Raw genomic sequence first — 21,828 nt, forward strand, 5'->3', positions numbered from 1 at the left:
CCCTGGAATTACCTACGGGCTTCCGACCATCTGGCTTTCTGAACCAACCTCAGCAGCTTCCTCCACAGATCTCCCGCACCCAGCAGGATTCCGGGAGTCAGTGTCGCTGCCGCGAGCAGTAGTCGAGCCGGCAGGTAACCGTTCTCATCCCTGGCTCGCCGGAAGCAGGTCCGGGCGGCCTCCAGGTTACCGTCCGCCGCGTAGCGACTGCCAATGACACACATGTCCTTTGCCAGGTCCCGGCTGGGGGGACGGAACAGCGCACCCTGCTCCCCGAACTGCTCCAGCGGATCCGGCCGCCCCGCCAGCCGCTCCCGGTGGCAATAGAGCGCGAAATCCGAGAGGTGACGTTGCAACATCAGGCGGCCCGGGTCAGCGGCCACCGAACCGGGCACCTTGGCGAATTTCCGGTAGAGCACATCTTCCAGTACCAGGAAGTGACAGTGGTGACTCATCCGACACCAGAGATCCCGGTCCTGGGCGCAGACGAAAAACGGACGGTACCCACCAACCTGGTCGAACACTGTTTTGCGGAACATCACTTCACCGTGATGAAACGGGTTCCAGTCAATAATGGTTTCACGGGCATCGCCGTCAAAGGCCTGTTTTACCAGGTGGGGAGGCCTTGTGCTTTGCAGGGTTACCACCTCCGATCGACAGCCGACCACCCCCACCTCCGGGCGTTGATCCAGTATTTCTGCCTGCCGCGCCAGACGCTGTGGAAGAGACAAGTCACCACTGCCGTGAATGGCAATGTAGGCCCCCCGGGCTTCGGCGATAGCTTTATTCAGCGCGCCAACCAGCCCGCGGTTGGGGCCGGCGATTACCCGCGTTGCAGCATCTTCGTGGGCCCTCAAGCGCTCCAGGGTGTTGTCGGTGGAACCATCATCCACGAGCAGGATCTCGTAGTCGTCCAGGCTCTGCTGCTTAAGGCTGGCAACGGATTCGTCCACCATCCCGGCCCGGTTATAGAACACCGACACCACTGACACCCTGACCATAACTGCCTCCTTATCCTATTGGCCCATTCCAGATGCCGGCTCCGGGGTAACCCCGGGGATGCTGTCATCCACGGAAGGCAAACGCAGTGCCTCGGCCCTGATATGAGCTGGAACAATCTCCCCCGCCGGCGACACGTAGCAGACTTCTGCCGCCATGGTGTACCCGGTTCGCTCGCGCACAATACGACGTGCCAACCCTATGAGACTGAGAATGTCGGTCGCCCGGGCGGCCTCATGATTGACGATGAAGTTGGCATGCAGCGGCGAAATCATGGCCCCGCCCACACGCATGCCTTTCAGGCCGCACTGTTCGATTACAGCGCCTGGCGGCCCGTACTGGGCATACATGGCCGGGTTACTGACGAACACTGAACCGCAATTGGGCATCTTGCGAGGAAACTTGCGTCGCCGCTGCCCCAGAATGGCCAGCATTTCCCTGCGGACCAGGACGGGTGAATCAGCGGCCGAAAAGCGAAAGCGCGCACCCACGATGATCTCCCCCAGTCCCTGGAAGACTGACTGGCGGTAACGGAATCCACATTCCTCCCGGGTTCGGACCCGCCTTTCACCGCCAGCCGTTACCGACGTCACATCAATCACATGATCACCAATGCCCTTGCGCTGGCTGCCTCCGTTCATGCAGACGAGTCCACCAAGCGTACCGGGTATACCACAGGTATGTTCCGCACCGGACAGTCCGGCACGGGCCAGACGCCGGGCGAAGGCGGGAACCCAGATGCCCGCCTCGCTCCAGACCCGGGCACCCTCGATCCGGAAGCCACCAAGACGGGCACCGATATGAATCGCAAGCACTTCCAGCCCCTCATCGGCGAACAGCAGGTTAGTGGATGACCCCAGCACCACATAGGGAAGCCCATGGCGGGACACATAGGTCATCACCCGCTGCAACTCCGACACAGAGCCCGGCGCCACCACCAGAGGCGCCGTCCCTCCGACCCGCCAGCGGCTGACCCGGGCGAGGGAGATGTTCCGGTGGACGCCACCGGGCACCAGGGAGTTCAGATCCTGCTCCAGACCAGGCGTTAGCCATGGCAAGGATCCCCTGTTGCCAGTATTCTCTGGCGTGTTACCCCGACCCCTTTCAGCAATTCCTTCCATTGATGACGACACCTCCAGTTGTGGCCGATATAAGTAAGGCAGGCATGGACAAACCGGATCAGACCGGCAAAAAGGCCCGGCCTTCAACTGAATCCAACTATACCTGCACTACCCTCTTTGATCGGACTCACCCGCATGACGATTAATTAACCGACTAGGCGCCAAACGGTAATTCCCGGCGGGTGGTCATGGCTTTCAAAATTCGCTGCCATCCGGTACCGTTTGCCCAAGTGAAATCAGTATCCTGGCGGTCGCGCAACACGCATGCGCGGAGGCTTGCCAGGAGCTCCGGCAAACCTGCAAGCAGCATGAATCGTGCAATGCCGCAAGCGCCTGACGAGCTTTCCGAAGAGCCTCGCAGGATGTAAAGGACTCTCACAAAGGGCACACGGATGCATTATTCTTTCCCCTTCCCTGCTTCTCCTGTTCATGCCGTTACCGGCCCCAGGCGTCCGGTCACCCTGGCGTTGGCTATGGGCCTGATAGCAGCCTCAGGAACCGCACTGGCACAGGACACCGAACAACCCGACCGCTTCCGTTTCAATGCCGGCGTTGGTCATACCTGGGACAGCAACTATGACCGGGTGCCCGAGGATGATCCGGAACAGATCACGACGGCCAGCGCAGGCGTTCGCATCAACCAGGAACTCAGCCGGCAGCGCTTCAAGTTCAGTGCCGGCGCCACCCGCCACGAGCACGATGAGCGGGACAACTTCGACACCACCACCTGGGGTGGCGGCGCCGCCTGGAAGGGAGCGATTGGCAACGCCTTCAAACCACACCTGTCATGGGCCCGCCGCGAGCGCCTGGTTGACCGGGCCGAGTTCGAAGACAAGGACGTGGTCACCGAGGAGGAAACCACTGGCGGCCTTGTCATCGCTCCCGGCAACAACTGGTCGTTCCCCCTGACTGCGCGAAGGCTGGACCAGGAGCACTCCAATGACAGCCAGGAAGCGCTGGATTATACCGACGAAGAAGTCTCGGCAGGCACCCGCTATACCAGCGCCCGGGGCTCGAGCATTGGCCTGAAAGTGATCAGTGGCCAGAGGGAATACCCCAACCAGAACCTGGCCCGACCGGAGGATATCCCTGAACAGGGAGACCTGGATTTCGACTACACCACCGTGGAATTCGAAACCAACTGGGTGGTCAGCCCCGAAACCCAGCTTGAGGCCCGCCTGGGTATGTTCGACCGGGACGGCGAAGCCAACGACGGCACCGGTGGCTATGCCCTGCTCGAGGGCCGCTGGGCCGCCACATCGAAGACCGATGTAGCCACCGGCTTTGAGTACACTGAACCGGCCATCGGTGAAACCTCCGACAGCGCCTCCGAGATTCAGCGGTTCTACCTGGACCTGGAGTGGCAGGCTACGCCCAAGATTCTGCTGGGCACCGGCTATGCCTGGCTGCACTACGAATTCGACGCTAATCCGCAGTGGGACGCCCGCAGTGAGCGCATTCACAAGTTCACACCGCTGACCGCCCGCTACCAGGCAACCGACGTCCTGGAGGTCAGCCTCCGCACGGTCTGGCTGGATCGCAGTTCCCCCCTTGACGAGCGGGAGTTCGACGCTGGCATCGTTTCACTGGGCCTGGACCTGACCCTCTGAGCCGTATTCAGGGGTGGCGATTTCCCGGCCACCCCCGCCTTCCCCATGCCGATGGGGCCCCGGCGTCCCGCCTACACACCGGCGGTCGATCGCTCACGGACACAACGAACGAGAAAACGACCGATATCAACGGTATACCGCCTCGCGAGTCTTCTTGGCTCCAGGCTCAGCCGGTACAGCCACTCGAGTCTCAGGGTCCGAACCATCTCCGGTGCCCGGGGCTTTTCCCCCGCCAGGAAGTCCAGCAGTGCCCCCACGCCTATAAACAGCCGGGCTTGCAGCTCAGGCGCGTTCTCGAGAATCCATGTTTCCTGGCGCGGATTGCCGGTGGCAACCAGTACAATATCCGCGCCACTGGCGTTGATGGTGGAGACGACCCGACGATTGTCAGCCGATTCCCCATAGCCATCCAGAACACCGGCCACCGGAACGCCACGTTCCGACAGTACCTGACCGGCCCGCTCAGCCACGCCTGGGCCGGCACCCAGAAGGAACACGGCCGGTATCTGACGCTCGCGACCGGTTTGCTGGTGGTGTTCAACCAGGGCTTCAAGCAGCGCCGGCACAAAGTCAGTGCCATTGAGATTGTCAGGATAACGGCGCCGGTGGATCAGGAAACTGGCGATATCCATCCCCACGCCGTCATTGACCAGTACCACGTCCGGCTCCCGGAGCCGAGTGCGGAGGTGGCCGCAGTGATTGACAAAGTTGGTGTTCACAAAGAACAGCATGCGCTGCCGACCCGCTTCCAGGTCCCGGATGAGGGCCGCCTTTAACTGCTCCGTTCTCAACGCGGCCACGGGATAACCCGCCAGCGGCAGGGTCGACCAGATGGATGCCTCAGAGGAAGTCATTTCGGAACCTCCGTGTCGGGAAAGGCTGACGGTTCCAGTATCCGGTCCGTCACCTCCCCCCAGCTCAGGTGACGTCGGGAGGGTTCCCGGGGGGCGTTCAGCGCCCGGGTTATGGCCTGCTCAACAGAAACTCCATCTCCCGGTGTGTACCCGAACCGACTGGCATAGTCGCCTGTCACTGCGTGAGGACACACAGCCGGCACCCCAAAGAAGTCATACTGGATCAGTTTCATGGAGGTATCGGCCAGGTAGCCCGGTACCGACTCTGAACGGTAGGGTGCTATGCCGATGTCCGCATGACGGATGTACCGCACGGTTTCGTCATGGGGCATTTCATCGTACACCGTCACGTTGGGACCGTAGGAGGGGTGATGGGGTTGCCCGCATCCGATGATATGGAAATGCACGTTCGGAAAACGGTGGGAAGCTTCGGCAAAGAAACCGGGATCAAACAGCATGGAACCCACCGAGACCGCGTTCAGGGCATCCCGATAAGGAGAACCGGCCGACGGTTTTGCCAGGTTGTGGTCGATACCATGGGGTACAAGTACCACATTGTCCCGCGAAGGTATCTCTGGCAGCAGGGCCCGGGAGGGTACGCGGATGGTTGTCATAGCAGGCGCCGCACGCCGGAATGCCGCCTTGACATAATCGGCTACCTCAATCGTGTCGAGATCGTCCGAGGCTATATAGATAGTCTTCACCCGGGGGTTGAGACGCCGTGCGAGCTCAAAGAACACCGGCGCGACACCACTTTCGAACACCACCACGTCAGCCTGCGCCAGCCAGTCCCTGAGCACCTTGCTTGCCAGCGCAATGTAGCCCCGGTACATGAGGTTCTCCAGGGGCCTCAGTGCAGGCCGGCGGGTATTGAATGGATGAACCGGGGTTTTCCAGAGATAACATTCCACGCCATCCCGGGTTTCGATCCGGTTGGCATGACGGTCCAGGGACAGCCTTGGGTCACCTGTCCGACGGGACAGCAGGCTGTAGCGAAGGGAGAAGAACCGGGTCGGTCCCCGTTTCGCCAGTTCCCGTGCGATAAAGTGAATGTTCGCCTTGCGTGGAGAACGATAGTCGTGGGCTGAAAGCACCAGGTACCGCAGACCGTTTCCGATCCGGCCCTGACCTGTGATCCGGCTGTCTGTCGCACAATCCGCCGGAGTATCGCTGTCTCCCCGACGCAAAACCTGTCCCATTGCTGATTCCATAGCGTTCCGTTCCTTCCTTATTCCACCGCCAGGTCTTCCGGCGGCTCCGGGCACCGGCCATTCTTCACGTCAGCGCAGGACCAGTCCGTGAAGAAGGGTTCCAGCACGGACATTTGTGGACGATCCTGGCCATCGTCCGGATGAACCGTAAGAAAATAGTCGCCCCACCAGGCTCCGGCCGCCCAGTAAGCCCAGCCCCGCCAGGTCGCAGGATCATTGCTGAGCTGTAGAATCCGCTCCAGGGATGCCAGGCACTCTTCCTTCGGTGGCGAACCGAATTCGCCCAACAAAAGCTGCTGGCCGTTTTCATCAGCCCAGCGGGAAATCTTTTTGAACATGCCGTCGAAATGTTCTGGCTGGAGGCAGTCCTGACGGGTACCGGAATAACCCTCGTTGAGGTACTGATGAACCTCCAGCGCGCTTCGGTCCAGGGGATCCTCCAGCCCGGCAAAGGCCTCAGCATTGGTCGTACCTGTACGCACCTTGAACCATTCGTGGACACCACTCCAGCGCCCTCCGGATACCACAATCAGGTGCTCAGAGCCTTGCTCCCGAAGCGCTGACAGCGTCTCCTGTGCCGTTTTCGCCCAGTCGGCGATGTCCATGCGGAAGGGCTCATTCATCAACCCCAGGGCTACGTGGTCCGGATCGTCCAGCTCCCGGGCAAGGCGCTGCCAGACATTAGTCAGGTCGCCGGTGGAGACACGCCCTTCCCCCAGCACCTCTCCGTGCCATGCCGCGTAGTTATGCAGGTCGACCAGCAGACACTGGCCATTATTGCGGGCGCGGCTGACCGCCTTTCGGATCTGGGCCAGTTCCGGGCCATCCAGCTCGCCTCGCAGCTCCCGCTGGATCCGCTCCCAGCGGATCGGCAAACGAATCAGATTCGCGCCCTTTGCAGCGAAATACTCGAAGTCGCCGGGTGACGGATAGGTGTAATGGCGAAACATCTCACCGGGCAACTGCCGACTGTTGAATTCGGCGCCGGAAAGGTTAACGCCCCGCAGGGGCGCTTCACCCAGGCACACGGCCGACGCGCCGGAAGCCATGACAAGGCCGGCAACACCGACCATCACTACGCGCCATAATGTTCGTCCGTAGCGGATCTTGCGGGCCGGGGCCAGGGAGCCGGATTGAGTCATGAAGGTTCTCCCAGAGAGTCATAGAGCTGAATGTAGCGATCGGCAATCCGTGGCCAGTTGTAATGACGGGCGAAGGTTATGGCCCATGACCGCCTGTCCTCGTAGGCCGTCTGGCCCTCGTCGTGTAACCGCTGCAGCCGGTCAGCGAGCGCCCGCGGATCACCTGCCCCGCCGGAGACCCCCACCTCAGCGGCATCGGTCAGCTTGCGAAAGGGAGGAATATCGCTGAGTATCGGGGTCAACCCCGCGCTCATGGCCTCGATCGCCGCCAGTCCGAACCCTTCGTGTCGTGACAGGCAAAGAAACCAGGCCGCCTGCCCCATCAGTTCCGCCAGCCGCTCATCGGACGGGCTGGCTTCTATCGTCACGGCCCCGTCGGTCAGCTGGCGCCGGAGGGTTTCCTGATTCAGGGATTCAATACTGAAGTCGTACTCGCGCCCGGCAATAATCAGTCGCCAGCGGGCATCCCTGCCCCGGAGAACCTTCAGCAGGTCCAGGGCTTCCAGCAAGCCCTTGTTGGACGACCAGCGTCCGAAATAGATCAGGGTCCGATTCAGCTCCCGGCTTGCCTGATCAGCATACTTGTCGGTATTCACACCATTTTCGATCACTTCCAGGCGACTGTCGGGAATGATCTCGCGGAACCGGCGTCCGTCGTTCTCACTGGTGGCAACCACCTTGTCATAGGCCCGCGACGACATCCGGGTAATCGTGTTAAACCAGATTTCCTTGAGTCGGCTGGCGAATTCGGTATGGAAGAAACCTCCATGGGTCGACACCACCAGCGGGCGACGATGGGCCAGCCGGGTCAGTGCCAGGTAATCGAAGAAAAAATCCACTCCGTGCACGTGGATCACATCCGCTTCAAGGATTGCCGTAAACACTGACGGACACAACGGGTAGCGACTGGAGCCCCGGTAGGGCAGGCGCAGAACCGGCACGTCGCCTATTACATCCTTACGCGGCAAACGTTCATCGGAATTGCGGAACAGCCGGTCCAGGGTTACCACAGACGCGGACTGTCCGCTGGCAAGCTGGCAGGAAGCAATATTCCTGACCACGTCCTCCATACCGCCAACAGATGGATAGTATTGCCGAATGACATGAACCACATTGACGCTCATGCGTCAGCCTCCCTGCGATGAATGGTCATACGATCACCCCAGCCGGACCATCCCGCCCGCAGGTGTCTGGGGACGGGCAACCGGGCCGGGTCCGCCAGGACGGTTCCGAACAGGAACCAGAGCAACGCGGACGTCTTCATGGCAAACAGGGACGTGCCGCTGATGGTCAGAATCAGTGAGATGTACACCGCAATGAAGCACCGGAACCGGGCTGCCCGCTCATCCGGCACCGACATCAGCCAGATCACCAGCCAGAAGCCCAGCGCCAGCACAATGCCAAAGGTCGACAGCACATAGGCATAACCCTGATCCGGGAACCAGGCACCGCTGTCTGCCCCCAATAGCATGCGGGCGTCAAAACTCAATAACCCCCAGGCGCTACTGACCAGTCGGCCCACGAAGGTGTCGCTGTAACCAATGGAACCAAGCAGCCCGAGAGCCACCAGTCCGCCGATAATGACGAACGGCATAATCGCCGGCACGTAAAGCAGCCACCCCCTGAACAACAGGCGGAGCACCACCAGAAGGCCCACAGACAGCAAGGCAAACCGTGAATCCGCCAGCACCATCATCACCACACCGGCACTGCAGAACAGCCACATCAGGGATTTTTCCGACCTATCCTTGCTCAGGCCCCAGGCCACCACCAGAGTCGCGAAATTACCCAGTGACACGGGTTCAAGAAAAACCGAGGAAACCCGGTGATTGTCGAGCAACCAGGGTAGCAGAGTGCGCCCCATATCCTGCGGCCGGATACCGTTCATCTGCAGGCGGCTTTCCCGTTCATACTCGGTAATGGGCTGAAGGTTACCGATATTGACGTAGTAGCCAAAGATATCCAGGAAGCTGGTAAAGCTGTCGATGGCGAACAGCTCGTAGAGCCCGACAGCTATGACCACCCCGACAGCAATCTTGACGATACGATCCGCCAGGCGGACGTCACCGACGTTCCGGCCCAGCCAGAAGAACCACATGGGAATAAGCACATCCCGGAAACCCTTCATGTCCAGGCCTCCCTTGAACAGGGCCAGCAGACACAGGGTGGCACCGGTGAGGGACACCAGGATCACCACCCCGGGCAGTAGCCTCGGCAGCAACAGCGGCAGACAGGCCAGCATCAGCATGGCCTCTGCCAGTCCCACCATGGCGCGGGTGGCCGGAAAAAAATGCGTATTGATAAGGCACAGCACCACCTGATAAAGCACCGCCCCCACCACAATCGCTATGGTCAGGGGTCTCAGAACCAGGTGCTGGGCCGGGGTTTCTGCTGGCATGGTCCTTCCCGCCTCGGGCACCTGACCGGTGCCCCGTTAACAACCCCGGTACCTTCCAGACGACCGGGCCGGACTTGTCAATGAGAGAGGGCCACACCAGTGACCGCCACTCCCAGGTCTCTCAGCCGGTGGCTGGCCTTGTCGAGGCTTCTCAGGGAGGTGTGATTCTCCCGGGCCACCATCAGCGCCGCGCCGGAACGGGCAGCAACCAGCTGGGCGTCCAGGTTGTCACCCAGAACCGGGGTATTGATAATCACCGCGTCAAACTTGGCCACCAGCTGGGTAATCAGGTTCTGGTAGCGCTTGTGAGCGAGCAACTCCTGGGGGTTGGGGGCCACGGTGCCACCATTGAGCAGCCAAAGGGTGTCCAGCGGCGGGCAATGCCGGGGTATCGCCGAGGAGCGCCCCGCCAGGGCATCAGACAAACCCCTCAGGTTGGGCAGCCCAAACCATTCGTGCAGGCTGGGGTCCCTCAGGTTGCCATCGATCAGCAACGTCCGGGCGCCGGTCTGGGCGATTACCACGGCCAGGTTCGTAGCCAGGTCCCGGATACCGGCCTCACTGTCCACTCCGACAACTGCCAGCACCTTGTTTTGTGTCTGGTTGAAGTACCGGAGCATAAGTTCGCTGCGCAGACTCCGTAGCGCTTCCACCCGCGGATGCGATGGCTGATAGGCCGCGATCAGCCTGGAGTGCAGGCTGACCTCGCTCGCGGGCCTCGCCACCACCGGATAGGCGAACTGCTCCGCAAGAACCGCCTTTACGTCTTCTGCGGTAACCAGCCCCAGCGACTGCGCTGCCTCACCGAAGCGGATGCCTTTCTGCTTCTGCAGAATCAGGATCCGGTCCAGGTCATCACTGTGAATCAGCCCCTTCTGGACCATCAGCCGCCCCATCAGGTCGGTCTGGTCCGGAATGTGGGTGTTATCCCTGAACAGGGGGAGCGCTACTTCACTCATAGGGTCCGTGCCTCACGTTGGCGCCAGCTGCCCGGCGTGTCCGGCAAATAGGCCAGTACCGGCAGGCCAAGGGTTTCTTCGATATCGAACCGGCTTCTGACCCGCCGATTGGCCAGCTCGAGAATCAGTGAAATTGCCACGCCAAGCAGCAGCCCGAGAGCCGTGGCGATTACCAGGTTGAGCTTTACATTGGGGGACGTGGGCATACCCGGTGGTACGGCTTCATTGAGCACCGTGACATTGGTTTCCGCCAGCCGGCTTTCCAGGGTATTGGCCTGGGCCCGGCCGGACGCTGCGTTATAGGCTTCCTGGGCCATCTGCACTTCCTGCTGCAGTAACTCCAGCTCATCACGCTGCTCCTTCAGGGCCAGAACCCGTTGTTTCTGTTCATCGAAAGCCTGCTGCAGTTCTTCCAGACGGCTCCGGGATACGTTCGCCGTGGATTCGAGGCTATTGGCGGCAATACTGCGCTCCCTGGCAAGGCTATCCCGCAGCGATTGCACCCTTGACGCCTGACGCCGGTACTCAGGATGCTGCTCCCCGTAACGGTTCGACATATCGTTGAGCTCTGCCTCGGCGTCAGCGAGCTGGGACCTGAGGTTCTGAATCGCCGCATTATCCGGAACACTGATGGCGCGCTCACCGCCACCCTGGCGAAGCTGGTCCTGGGTGCTCTGGTCCTGGGCATCAACCAGGCGGGAGGAAAGTTCCGCGAGGCGGGCGTTCTCCAGGTCCAGCTGTTCATTCAGCCCGACAATGCCGTGTTTACGCTGAAAATCTGACAGCTTGCCCCGGGCTTCCCGGAGGTTGGTTCGCAACAGTTTCAGCTGCTCCTGATACCAGGTGGAGAAGCGCCGTGCCGGATCGGTGCGCAGCTCGATACTGGTATCGATGTAGGCGACCGCCACACTGTTGACAACGCCGGCAGCCAACTCCGGATCCTCTCCGCTCAGAGAGATGGTCATGACGTTGTTGTCCTTCTCGGTGCCGATACTCAGGTTCCGGCGCACGTGTCCTGCCAGCCATGCCGCGGGCCGTGCCTCGCCATCGCCTTCGTGGGCCTCACTCGCACGGTCATCAACCAGTGCCCGGATCTCTTCCGGAAGGTAGTCGTACACCCGACCTGCCACTTTCCGGCTGCGGACGATCTCCGCCTGGGTCGCCATATAGCCTGAACGGGCAGGTGCCAGTTCGCCGGTCATCCGGTCCTGCACCTGGCCCTCCATGATCAGCTCGGTGGAGGCCACATAGGTGCGGGGTAACAACAGGGACACCACCGCCATGACGCCGACGCAGACCACCACCAGCAAAGCGGTAATCCACCACCGGGCCAACAGGATTCTGAACAGACTGCTCAGGCTCATGCCTTTCTCCCTGAAAGCGGAATCAGAACAGGCTTTCCTTCACGAACAGGACATCGCCGTCACGGATGGTGTCGGACATATCCACCTTCAGTGTCTTGACCTCTCCATCCGGCTGCTTGCGATAAAGCACCACCCCCCTGCTGCTGGCGCGGGGATTGAAACCGCCGCTGACAGAAAGTGCCTGCATCACGTTCAGCGGCCGGTCGAGTGTATAGGTGCCCGGCTTCTGGACCTGCCCGTGCACATAGAACTGCTCCGCCTTGGGAACAAACAGTGTGTCGCCATTGCGCACCCGGACCGGTGGCTGGCCACCTGCTTTCTGATCGAGCAGTTCAGAGAGGTAGAACTGATGGCGTTCCTGCTGGCCGTCGTCGCCATCACGGATCAGGACAAGGCGTTCACCGCCACTGGAGTCGATCCCCCCTGCCAGTGCCAGTGCCTCCGTCAGCGTCGTCGAGCCTTCCAGGGCGATCCTGCCAGGCTGATTGACATGACCCAATACCGACACAGTGCTGCTGCGGTATTCCTCGACCACCACATTGACGTTGGCGTTGCGAAGGTAGCCTCCGTTTTCCAGGCGGCTCTCCAGCAGCCGGCTCACCTCCGGTGGGGTCTTGCCCCGGACATCCACGCGACCGATCAGGGCCATGGTGATGGTCCCGTCCGCAGCGACCTCGGTATCTGTGTTCATATCCTCCTGACCGTAGACGGAGATACTGACCCGGTCTCCGACACCAATCTGGTAGGCCTCCTGGGCGGAAGCGGTACCGGCGGCAAGCAGGCACATGACCAGAAGAATGACTGTATTACGGAAAGTATTGCTCTGTATCATCCCAATCCATCCCTTGTTGGAGCGTCAGCATGTCAGGAAAACCCGCAGGCTCTGCCTGAACTGTCCATGCAATTGCTGGGCCTGTGGGAACAGCGCCCGGGCGAGGTTTGACTGTTTATGTATCAGGCGTCCGGAATGCGTTATCTGCATGGCTCCGGGGGCACCATTTCGACGCGTATTATGCGCACCTCTTCACAGCAGCATCAACGTGTCGCCATGGTTGATACATAGCAATAAATGACGCGTAATCCACTGTATTATCAGGATTTTCAAGAATACCGAAAGAACATGACAGTGAGGTTATGAGATCGTCATAACGGCTGCGGGGCCGTCGTGATCCCTGCCCGCAAAAGTCGCCATCTGGAGCAGACAGGGTTTTACAGAACAATTCAGAATGGAGAGGCTATTACCGGGCAACGAGGGGCACGGACCGGGGCGATCACCGATGCCCCGGCCGGAAACGGGGTCAGTGGGCAGAGTGGTCCGTTTTCGACGACATGGCGTCCATTGCCTGAACCTGCAGGACGATCTCCATGGGCTCCATGCCCTGGAACTGCAGAGTCAGGGGTATTTCTTCCCCCTCCTTGAGGGGACGATTCAGCTGTTCCAGCATCAGGTGAAAGCTGTGGGGCTTGAGCACCACGGTTTCTCCGGCGGGAACGGTAAGTCCGTCGGCGAGAGGCTGCATCTTCATCAGGCCATCGCGCATGACGGTTTCATGGATGGAAACCTGCTCTGCCGCCGGCGTTTCACCGGCCACCAGGGTAACAGGCTCGCCACCATGGTTGTGAATGGTCATATAGCCAACACCAACCGGCGTCCCCGGCGGCGTTGGCCGGGACCACGGATGTTCAATGGCGATATCGCCCTGTCGGTAATCCTCAGCCAGAACCGGCAGGGAGAGGGTCGCCAGCGTAGAAAAAGCCGTCAGGCCGAGTGCAGGAAGAGAGACTTTTCTCAGCGTCATGGGTATCGGTTTCCGGTGGTTGAAAATGCCATAAAGCTGACAGTCTTTCCGTAACCTCCACCAAATACAACCCCGGTGCATGCGATATATTGCCGCGCCCCTGTTCAGGCCACGCGCACCAGGGCAGTGCGCTGCTCCGGCTCAGGAGCGGATATGGCGGTACCTGGCTTCCAGGCAGCTGTAAATACCAAACGCCACCAGGCCAGCAGCAACGATTCCGAGCAACCACTGCCCGTAGGGCGACCCTGCCAGCCAGTCCAGTGCTTCACCAGTGCCCTGAACCTCACGGGAATCCAGCCGTATCGCCGAATGGATCAGCATGCCCCCCACAATGCACCAGACTAGGCCCCGCGCCACCAGGCCAAAGCGACACAGATGCCGGGCCCAGGTTTCATGGTTGGCCGGGAAAGTCATGTAACGCTCGAACCTTGCGGTCCACCCCTTGAACATATGGGCCACACCAATACCCGCCAACAGCGCACCCGCTGCCACCATCGCCAGCGTGGCAGGGCCTTCGTCGATTTCCGAAAGCGGACCACCGCTGCCACCGTTTCCAGCGGCCATCATCAGTGTGACGGCCCAGTAAGCAAGAAAGCCATGGGTCACGGCGCTGAGCAGATGTCCGCCCCGAATCACCAGTGCCTTGGTGTCCCGGCCATGGTGGTCGGCGTCGGTGAGACCCTGGATTGCCCTCCAGAGGGAGAATCCGACAAGGCCAGCGACCATCAACAATAGCAGGATCCGCCCGAAGGGCTGCTCCAGAATCTCTACGAGTGCCCCTCGCGCACTGGTTGTCTGCCCTCCGCCCATGCCCGCTGCAGACATCAGGGCCAGCAGGCCAACAACCAGGTAGAGAATTCCACGGGATGCGTAGCCTGCCCGGGCGACAATCTGAATGCTGTTTTCCATGGTGTTTCTGCTTCCCTGTACTAGCGGTTCCGAACCAGGCAAGGGAATGACACTCGCCTGCCTATCCTCACTGTAGCGGTTCAGTGTGGCCGCACCCCAGCGCAGAACATGAAATTCCCGTTACACCAGCAGATTTGCGGAACCGGTTATGACAAGGGAAAATACCCTGCTTGTTATTATTAGCAGCCAAACAACAGCAGGCAGCCACCAGCTGCCCCCCGAACAGGATTGCCCCATGTCCAGACAGGTTCCCCAGGTCGACCCCGAAGGGTTGCTGGAATACTCCGTTGTGTTCAATGACCGCTCCCTCAACCACATGTCTGCTGTATTCCAACAGGTGATGCAGGATATTTCGGGCACACTCAAACGAGCCTATAACGCCGAGGGCGCGGTCGTCGTGCCTGGCGGGGGCAGTTTTGGTATGGAGGCCGTCGCCCGTCAGTTCGCCCACGACCGCCGGTGCCTGGTCATCCGTAACGGCTGGTTCAGCTATCGCTGGTCCCAGATTTTCGAGATGGGACGAATCCCGTCGTCCGCATCGGTGCTCAGGGCCAGCCCCGTAACCTCGGATCACCAGGCGGCCTGGTCTCCCGCCCCCGTGGACGAGGTCGTTCGCCAGATTCGGCAGGAAAAGCCTGAGGTGGTCTTCGCCCCCCACGTGGAAACTGCATCAGGGATGGTTTTGCCGGACGACTACCTGAAGGCGGTGGGCGAGGCGGTATCCAGCGTGGGCGGCCTGTTTGTACTGGACTGCGTGGCCTCCGGCGCGCTCTGGGTCGACATGAAGGCCTGTGGCGTGGATGTGCTGATTACTGCGCCCCAGAAAGGCTGGAGCGCATCACCCTGCGCTGCCCTGATCGCCCTGAGCGGCCGGGCACTCGAGAAGCTGGAAGCGACCACCAGCAGCAGTTTTGCCGCGGACCTCAAGAAATGGCGCAATATCATGCAGGCCTATGAGGACGGCGGCCACGCTTACCACGCCACCATGCCCACGGATACCCTGGCAATCCTGCGGGACGCCATGGCCGAAACTGAGAATACCGGCTTTGGCGCATTGAAAGAGCGACAATGGCAGCTTGGCCAACAGGTGCGGGCACTCTTCGCCGACGCCGGGTTCCGCAGTGTTGCGGCGGATGGGTTCGAAGCACCGGGGGTGGTGGTGTTACACACCGAGAACCCGGATATCCACAACACCCGCCTGTTCCGGGAGCAGGGTCTGCAAACGGCTGCCGGCGTGCCCCTGATGTGTGACGAACCGGAAAACTTCCTGACCTTCCGGGTCGGCCTGTTTGGCCTGGAAAAGCTCAACAATATCGATCGAACGGTGAATAACCTGCGCCAGGCCCTGGCTGCCATTGGAGAAGAGGCCTGCTGAACCTGACCCAGCGCGGGCGGCGCCCGGGGCGCTATTTACCGGGCATACGCCCGGTTCGCTCCAGGCGCCGGGTGACCATGGCGTGGTACGTCCTCGCCAGTACTGGCCGGATCAGGGGCAATCCGATCAGCCACGCCAGGGGTTTGAGCACCGGCGCCCGGGACATCAACAGGATATAGGCGTCCAGCTCCCGGTGAATGTTACCCCTGCTGTCCTGGACATGCAGTTCCTGCAGCGCGTCATCCGGGTGAATACCCAGGGATTGCAGCTCCTCGTCCCGGCCGGTGATATCCACCCATTCCACGTTCCCGGCAGCTCGCCCTGCCAACTTCTCGTATTGCCGGCGATCACGGATACAACTTGGACATGAGCCATCATAGAAGACCCGGAGTGTTTCTGATGTAGCTGCCATAACGCCTCCTCTGATTATTGGGGGCCTGTCAGAGCATGTGGGGCATCCAGGCCCTGTTTCAATGGAAACCTTGCCAACACCTGGTAACGGGAACCCTCCGGGCTGGTGTTACTCAGGAAAAGGCTCACATGTTGCACTAGCAACTCCGGGGCGGAACGGCCCCTGTACTGCGCCAGGAAGTCGCGGGCAGACCCTGCCTGATGGCGCCCAAACCTGGCCAGCGTGATATGGGGCCGGAAATGACGCCCCTCCACCCCGAAACCCTGCTCGACCAGGCGAAGGGATACCCATTCATGCAACCCGATAACCGGCGCTTCCGGCTCCACGCCCACCCACAGGTTCCGGGGCCGGTCCGGATCTCCGAAACACCCCACCCCGGTCGGAGTGATACAAAAGTCTTCTGGTTCAGGGCCCTCCATCGCCCGGAACAGCGCCGGGACCTGTTCCGGCTGAACCTGCCCCAGAAAGCACAGGGTCAGGTGCATCTGATCCTGCCTTTGCCAGCGTGCTCCCTCGACATCTGCACGCCAGCCCAGCAGGACTTCGCTCGTTTGCTGCGGCAACTCGAGCCCGACGAAGAGTCGTGGCATGCCTCACTCCTGTTCGGGGTTGGCCCGTGGGTATCAGCGATGCCGGCGCCGGGGTGGAAAGCGCCACCAACTGGCGGCGACCAGCAAGCCAAACCCGGTGTATAACGCGATAAACACCCAGGCCGGGGCATCGTAATAGAGCACCTGCTGCAGCCAGTACTCAATAAAACTGCCTTCAAAGCCAGACTGTCCGGCCTGGCGGCGTAACCAGACCTCGAGGGTGGTGAGCGGGCAGATGACGCCCAGCCAAGCCTGGGCGACCACCACGGCAATCGCTGCCACGTGCGCCAGCCGGAACCATAGGTGATTCACCCAGGGCCAGCCACGCCGGTTGCCGACCAGCACAAGGACCAGCCCCAGCACAACGAAAAGCACCACACCCACATGCACCGTTAGCACGGCAACCGCCAGCCACTGCCAGATCATCCGCGAACCTCGCACTGACTGACCTGATCGAGGTCGAGATTGCCGCCGGTAATAACCAGAAGGTCACCGCCCGGCGACCCCGGCTCAACGGCACTCTCAAGTAAGGCAGCGAGGCCGACAGCGGCGCCCGGCTCCACAAACAGCCGGGCCTCGGTCAGCAACATCCGGGTGGCTTCCCGGATGGCGGCCTCGCTGACAGTCACCATCCGGTCTACCACCTGCCGGGATGCCCGCCAGGTATGCTCGCCAACCACAGCTGGCGCCAAGCTCGCCGCCCATGTGGAGACGTTATCCAGGCTGGCAGCAGGATCATTGCATTGCCACGCATGCCCCATGGTGGCGGCCCCCGCCGGTTCCACCCCGACAAGGTCCACGTCCGGCCGACAGGCCTTCACGGCCAGCCCCAGACCGGAAATCAGGCCGCCACCACCCACCGGACAGAGAATGCGCCGCATATCCGGGCACTGATCCAGCAGTTCAAGTCCCAAGGTGCCCTGGCCGGCCATCACTCGCAGGTCGTTGTAGGGGTGAACGAGAGTCAGCCCGCGGCTTGCCACAAGCTGATGACAAAGCTCCACCGCCTGCTGGATGCAGCCATGGACAATCACCTTGGCACCCAGGGCCCGGGTCCGGCGAATCTTCAGTTCGCTGGAACCCTCCGGCATGACCACGGTCAACGGTGTTGAGGTCCGGGCAGCCGCCCAGGCCAGGGCGATGGCGTGGTTTCCCGCTGAGACGGTCACCAGCCCACCGGCGAGCTCCCGCTCCGATGCGGTCAACATCCAGTTGAGGGCACCCCTGGGCTTGAAACTTCCGGTGCGTTGCAGGTTCTCGCACTTCAGGCTAACAGTGTGCCCTGCTGCCTCGTCCAGATCTTCGGACTGCCAGACCGGCGTCCGGGTCACTTTGCCCTGCAGTCGCTCAGCGGCCTGGCGAATGGTATGGAGGTCCGGGAGTTCTGACGCTTCCATATGCACCTCTGGTTCTACTTCCTGAAAAACCTCGGATTACGTTCGACAAAATCCCCGATCCAGCGTTCCAGGAACGAGGCCTTTTCAGGGTTCCGGAGATAACGCCAGCCCAGAAGGGAAATGACCAGTGCACCCAGCGCATCCACCACCAGGTCCCACATGGTATCCGTCAGGCCGGAAGGATCCCCCAGCATCGGCTTTTGCATGTTCGTGCCGAACAGCGAATCCATGGTGAACTCGAAAATTTCCCACAGGGCGCCAATACCCAGGGCAAAGAGGAACGCAAAGAGCGCCACAAAGCCGGGCTTCATGTGCACCTCGATCCGTTCCAGCTCGTTCATGATATGAACCAGCAGGAATCCCAGGATGCCCAGCAACACACCGGAACTGGTGTGCAGGGCAATATCCCACCACCAGAACCGGGTGTAATAGTCTCTGACCTCTCCAAGAAACAGCGAGGCGAATACGAAGCCGATGGCCAGTAACTGCAATTCCGGGGGAATATGTATACGAAACCGTCTTTCCAGCAGCACCGGCAGGAAGGTCACCACAATAATCAGGGCGGTGAAGAAACCGGTAAACCAGCGCCCTGCCCAGAGTGCGACCACCACCTCCAGAAGAAGGACAAACTGCAGGAAAAACGTGATTCTCTGATGGGTTATGCGAATACGCACTGCCTAGCGAAGCTCCGGTTCTGTCAGATCATAGGGTTCATGGAGGGGTGGACGCCGTTCCCGGCACTCCATGCGTTCGTACAGAGGCAGGCTATCACATTCGCGGGCATCACCCGGGTAACGGCCATCCACGGGCATCCCGGTGCCGCAACCACTCACCCCCAGTAACCATAGAGCCACCAAGCCGGGCCGGGCCATCACAGGGTCAGTACGAACCCAACCGCGACCGCCAGCAGGAGCAGCAGAAACCAGCGGGCATAGAATTCACCAGCGTCGTTCAGCGGCGGAATCCGCCGACCATCCTCCAGGGAGGCACCTTCGTACTCCGCGATGAGGCGCCGGGCCTCCAGGTAATCGTCGTCATCCACCTGCACATTGGTAAAGCCGGCGGCACCGATTTCTCCAAGGCCGCCCTGGAGGTAGTGGCCGCCAACATGGGCACTGATACCGTGGGCCCCCAGCAGACCGGCGATGATATGAGCCTCGGTGAGGTCTCGTGCATTGTAGGCTATCTGCATCATCCGTCTCCCCTGGTGGGTGCGGGAAAGCCCGGAGCGAAAAACCGGCTCCGGGTATCTTTCAGTGTAGTCACTCCCGTGAGTGCCTGCCGTTGTATTTACGGATTCATCATCCGGAGGGATCTTCTTTTACCCGGTTCGCGAATCCTTGCCATAGGGAACTATACTGCGGGACAACTTCCTCCATACGATTCAAAGGACCTCCTGCCATGGGAATACTCGTACTCGGACTGATTGTTTTTCTCGGCATCCACTCCCTGTCTATCGTGAATGAGCCCCTGCGTAACCGGATGGTGCAGTCGATGGGTGAAGGGGCGTTCAAGGGTATCTATTCCCTGATCGCCGTTGCTGGCCTGGTACTGATCGTTTGGGGATACGGCGCTGCACGACTGGAACCGGTGATGCTTTACAACCCGCCTGCCTGGCTTCGGCACCTGGCAATGCTGTTGCTGGTACCGGTCTTTCCATTGCTGTTCGCTGCCTATTTTCCGGGCCGGATCAGCCGCACCCTGAAGCATCCCATGCTGGTCGCGGTAAAGCTCTGGGCAGTCGCTCACCTGCTGGCCAATGGCATGGTCCACGACGTTCTCCTGTTCGGCGCCTTCCTGGCCTGGGCAGTGGTCGACCGGATCTCCCTCAAGCGTCGCGCTCCACGGGACATCCCCACCCTGCCGGCAAAGCCCTTCAATGACCTGATTGCCGTGGTGGGTGGCCTGGCGGTGTATGTGGTATTCGTTCTCTGGGCGCACCAGTGGTTGTTCGGTGTTGCCCCGGTGTAGCCGGCACACGACGGGCTGCCAGTCACCTGCGACTTTCTGTCACGTGCCCGCCAGCGGCAAAAGATGACGACGAAGGGATTCCGGGCTTAACTGTAGTCACAGGCACCAATAAAAAGTGTCAGACGGCAGGAGTAATACCATGAAAATCGGAATCCCCCGGGAGGTGTATCCCGACGAACGGCGGGTGGCGGCAACGCCGCCATCAGTACAAAAACTCATCAAACTCGGATACGAGGTGGTCATAGAGGCTGGCGCCGGTGAGGCAGCGGACTACAGTGACGAGAGCTACCAGGACGCCGGCGCAGCGATTGCGGTGGACACCCTGTCCCTGTGGCGGGAATCAGACTTCATTCTCAAGGTCCGGGCGCCCACCGACCACCCCGGCACCCACAAACACGAACTGGACATGATGCGCGAGGGTGCACACCTGGCCGGCTATATCTGGCCAGCCCAGAATCCCCAGCTACTGGAAAAACTGGCCGAAAAACAGGTCAACGCCTTCGCCATCGATGCCCTGCCCCGGATCAGCCGCGCCCAGAAGATGGACGCCCTCAGTGCCATGGCCAATATTGCCGGCTACCGCGCGGTGATCGAGGCTGCCAATCAGTTCGGTCGTTTTTTTACTGGCCAGGTCACCGCCGCAGGCAAGGTGCCACCGGCGAAGGTCATGGTGATCGGCGCCGGCGTGGCGGGCCTGGCGGCCATCGGCACGGCAAACAGCATGGGGGCGGTGGTACGGGCCTTCGACACACGGCTGGAAGTGAAGGAACAGGTGGAGAGCATGGGTGCCGAGTTCCTGGAACTGGACTTCGGCGATGAAGAAGGCAGCGGCACCGGCGGCTACGCCAAGCAGATGAGTGATGAGTTCATAAAGGCGGAAATGGCCCTGTTCGCAGAACAGGCCAGGGAGGTGGATATCATCATTACTACCGCCCTGATTCCCGGCAAACCAGCGCCGAAGCTGATTACAGCCGAAATGGTGAAGTCCATGAAACCCGGCAGTGTGATTGTGGACCTCGCCTCCGAACGGGGCGGTAACTGTGAGCTGACCGAACCCGGCAAGGTGGTGGAAAAGCACGGCGTACGCCTGATCGGTTACACCGACCTGCCCAGCCGCATGGCCAAGGTGGCCAGCGACCTCTACGCCACCAACCTGGTTCACCTGATGACCGAGCTGACTCCGGAAAAGGATGGGCAGCCCCTGGTCAATATGGAGGACGCGGTGATTCGCGGAGTGACCGTGGTCCATCAGGGAGACGTCACCTGGCCACCGCCCCAGCCGGAAGCGCCCACCAGCACGGCACCGCCTCCCGGAACGGAAGAGCCCTCGCCAGCCTCGGCCACCACAAGAGGCCCTTCACCAGCGAAACGACTCACTGGAAAAGTGGTACTGCTGGCAGTAACAGCCCTGGCGCTATATGGCGTGGGGGCCTATGCCCCGGAAAGCTTCCTGCGGCATTTCACCGTGTTTGTGCTGGCCTGCTTTATTGGCTGGCAGGTGATCTGGAACGTTACCCCGTCACTGCACACTCCCCTGATGAGCGTCACCAACGCCATCAGCGGCATCATTGTGATCGGTGCCCTGCTGCACCTGGCCCAGGCCGAGCATGCGGCTGTGGGCATTCTGTCCTTTGTGGCGGTGCTGATCGCCATGATTAATGTGTCCGGTGGGTTCCGGGTGACCCACCGCATGCTCAAGATGTTCCATCGATAGGAG

General features: G+C 60.9%; 22 protein-coding genes. 4 read left to right on the forward strand and 18 right to left on the reverse strand.

The annotated features are described in order from the left end of the window. Positions 1–8: 8 nt before the first annotated feature. A complete protein-coding gene (locus tag ACESMZ_RS04455) occupies positions 9–1,001 on the reverse strand; it encodes a glycosyltransferase (RefSeq protein ID WP_372972258.1) in 993 nt (330 codons plus the stop codon). A gap of 15 nt (positions 1,002–1,016) precedes the next feature. Continuing rightward, positions 1,017–2,057, reverse strand: a complete 1,041-nt coding sequence (gene murB, locus ACESMZ_RS04460) for a UDP-N-acetylmuramate dehydrogenase (protein WP_372972259.1) — start codon at positions 2,055–2,057, stop codon at positions 1,017–1,019. Between the two features lie 455 nt (positions 2,058–2,512). On the opposite strand from murB, the gene ACESMZ_RS04465 reads away from it, so the two are divergent. Beyond that, positions 2,513–3,730 (forward strand): hypothetical protein, encoded by a 1,218-nt coding sequence (locus ACESMZ_RS04465; protein ID WP_372972260.1) that lies wholly within the window; start codon positions 2,513–2,515, stop codon positions 3,728–3,730. Between the two features lie 71 nt (positions 3,731–3,801). On the opposite strand, the gene ACESMZ_RS04470 is transcribed toward ACESMZ_RS04465, so the two are convergent. The 10 genes from ACESMZ_RS04470 to ACESMZ_RS04515 all read right to left on the reverse strand — a co-directional run bounded on the left by ACESMZ_RS04470 (position 3,802) and on the right by ACESMZ_RS04515 (position 14,366). Then, on the reverse strand, positions 3,802–4,584 hold the full coding sequence (locus ACESMZ_RS04470) for a WecB/TagA/CpsF family glycosyltransferase (protein WP_372972261.1): 783 nt from the start codon (positions 4,582–4,584) through the stop codon (positions 3,802–3,804). Beyond that, positions 4,581–5,795, reverse strand: a complete 1,215-nt coding sequence (locus ACESMZ_RS04475) for a glycosyltransferase family 1 protein (RefSeq protein ID WP_372972262.1) — start codon at positions 5,793–5,795, stop codon at positions 4,581–4,583. Before ACESMZ_RS04475 ends, ACESMZ_RS04470 begins: the two co-directional genes overlap by 4 nt. 17 nt (positions 5,796–5,812) lie before the next feature. Continuing rightward, positions 5,813–6,937, reverse strand: a complete 1,125-nt coding sequence (locus ACESMZ_RS04480; protein ID WP_372972263.1) for a glycoside hydrolase family 5 protein — start codon at positions 6,935–6,937, stop codon at positions 5,813–5,815. Next, entirely contained in the window at positions 6,934–8,061 is a 1,128-nt protein-coding gene (locus ACESMZ_RS04485) for a glycosyltransferase family 4 protein (protein WP_372972264.1), read from the reverse strand. The genes ACESMZ_RS04480 and ACESMZ_RS04485 overlap by 4 nt, the downstream gene beginning before the upstream one ends. Continuing rightward, entirely contained in the window at positions 8,058–9,335 is a 1,278-nt protein-coding gene (locus tag ACESMZ_RS04490) for a polysaccharide biosynthesis protein GumE (RefSeq protein ID WP_372972265.1), read from the reverse strand. The genes ACESMZ_RS04485 and ACESMZ_RS04490 overlap by 4 nt, the downstream gene beginning before the upstream one ends. 77 nt (positions 9,336–9,412) lie before the next feature. Next, positions 9,413–10,294 (reverse strand): CpsD/CapB family tyrosine-protein kinase, encoded by an 882-nt coding sequence (locus ACESMZ_RS04495; protein ID WP_372972266.1) that lies wholly within the window; start codon positions 10,292–10,294, stop codon positions 9,413–9,415. After that, positions 10,291–11,658, reverse strand: coding sequence for a GNVR domain-containing protein (locus ACESMZ_RS04500; protein WP_372972267.1), 1,368 nt, complete (start codon positions 11,656–11,658; stop codon positions 10,291–10,293). The genes ACESMZ_RS04495 and ACESMZ_RS04500 overlap by 4 nt, the downstream gene beginning before the upstream one ends. A gap of 22 nt (positions 11,659–11,680) precedes the next feature. Then, entirely contained in the window at positions 11,681–12,490 is an 810-nt protein-coding gene (locus ACESMZ_RS04505) for a polysaccharide biosynthesis/export family protein (protein ID WP_372972268.1), read from the reverse strand. Positions 12,491–12,956: 466 nt separating this feature from the next. After that, entirely contained in the window at positions 12,957–13,457 is a 501-nt protein-coding gene (locus ACESMZ_RS04510; protein ID WP_372958138.1) for a copper chaperone PCu(A)C, read from the reverse strand. A 141-nt stretch (positions 13,458–13,598) separates the two neighbouring features. After that, entirely contained in the window at positions 13,599–14,366 is a 768-nt protein-coding gene (locus tag ACESMZ_RS04515; RefSeq protein ID WP_372958137.1) for a DUF1206 domain-containing protein, read from the reverse strand. Between the two features lie 235 nt (positions 14,367–14,601). Here ACESMZ_RS04515 and ACESMZ_RS04520 point away from each other — a divergent pair, with 235 nt between their 5' ends. Next, entirely contained in the window at positions 14,602–15,741 is a 1,140-nt protein-coding gene (locus ACESMZ_RS04520) for an aminotransferase class V-fold PLP-dependent enzyme (protein WP_372958136.1), read from the forward strand. Between the two features lie 31 nt (positions 15,742–15,772). On the opposite strand, the gene ACESMZ_RS04525 is transcribed toward ACESMZ_RS04520, so the two are convergent. From ACESMZ_RS04525 to ACESMZ_RS04550, 6 genes are all read right to left on the reverse strand, one after another. Further along, the gene (locus ACESMZ_RS04525; RefSeq protein ID WP_372958135.1) at positions 15,773–16,153 is read right to left on the reverse strand and encodes a thiol-disulfide oxidoreductase DCC family protein; all 381 of its coding nucleotides are present in this window, start codon (positions 16,151–16,153) and stop codon (positions 15,773–15,775) included. Between the two features lie 14 nt (positions 16,154–16,167). Further along, positions 16,168–16,743 carry an RNA 2',3'-cyclic phosphodiesterase gene (gene thpR, locus ACESMZ_RS04530; protein WP_372958134.1) on the reverse strand — a complete coding sequence of 192 codons (576 nt, stop codon included), beginning with the start codon at positions 16,741–16,743 and terminating at the stop codon, positions 16,168–16,170. Between the two features lie 33 nt (positions 16,744–16,776). Continuing rightward, complete coding sequence (locus ACESMZ_RS04535; protein ID WP_372958133.1) at positions 16,777–17,169, reverse strand: DUF2784 domain-containing protein; 393 nt, start codon at positions 17,167–17,169, stop codon at positions 16,777–16,779. After that, positions 17,166–18,140 carry a threonine/serine dehydratase gene (locus ACESMZ_RS04540; protein WP_372958132.1) on the reverse strand — a complete coding sequence of 325 codons (975 nt, stop codon included), beginning with the start codon at positions 18,138–18,140 and terminating at the stop codon, positions 17,166–17,168. Before ACESMZ_RS04540 ends, ACESMZ_RS04535 begins: the two co-directional genes overlap by 4 nt. A 14-nt stretch (positions 18,141–18,154) precedes the next feature. Continuing rightward, positions 18,155–18,814: a hypothetical protein gene (locus ACESMZ_RS04545; RefSeq protein ID WP_372958131.1), complete on the reverse strand. Its 660-nt coding sequence runs from the start codon at positions 18,812–18,814 to the stop codon at positions 18,155–18,157. A 197-nt stretch (positions 18,815–19,011) separates the two neighbouring features. After that, positions 19,012–19,335, reverse strand: coding sequence for a DUF2007 domain-containing protein (locus tag ACESMZ_RS04550; RefSeq protein ID WP_372958130.1), 324 nt, complete (start codon positions 19,333–19,335; stop codon positions 19,012–19,014). A gap of 206 nt (positions 19,336–19,541) precedes the next feature. On the opposite strand from ACESMZ_RS04550, the gene ACESMZ_RS04555 reads away from it, so the two are divergent. Next, positions 19,542–20,111, forward strand: a complete 570-nt coding sequence (locus ACESMZ_RS04555; protein WP_372958129.1) for an NnrU family protein — start codon at positions 19,542–19,544, stop codon at positions 20,109–20,111. Between the two features lie 139 nt (positions 20,112–20,250). Continuing rightward, positions 20,251–21,825, forward strand: a complete 1,575-nt coding sequence (locus ACESMZ_RS04560) for a Re/Si-specific NAD(P)(+) transhydrogenase subunit alpha (RefSeq protein ID WP_372958128.1) — start codon at positions 20,251–20,253, stop codon at positions 21,823–21,825. Positions 21,826–21,828: the final 3 nt, after the last annotated feature.

Origin of the sequence: Marinobacter sp., assembly GCF_041690615.1 — a bacterium.
GTDB lineage: Bacteria > Pseudomonadota > Gammaproteobacteria > Pseudomonadales > Oleiphilaceae > Marinobacter.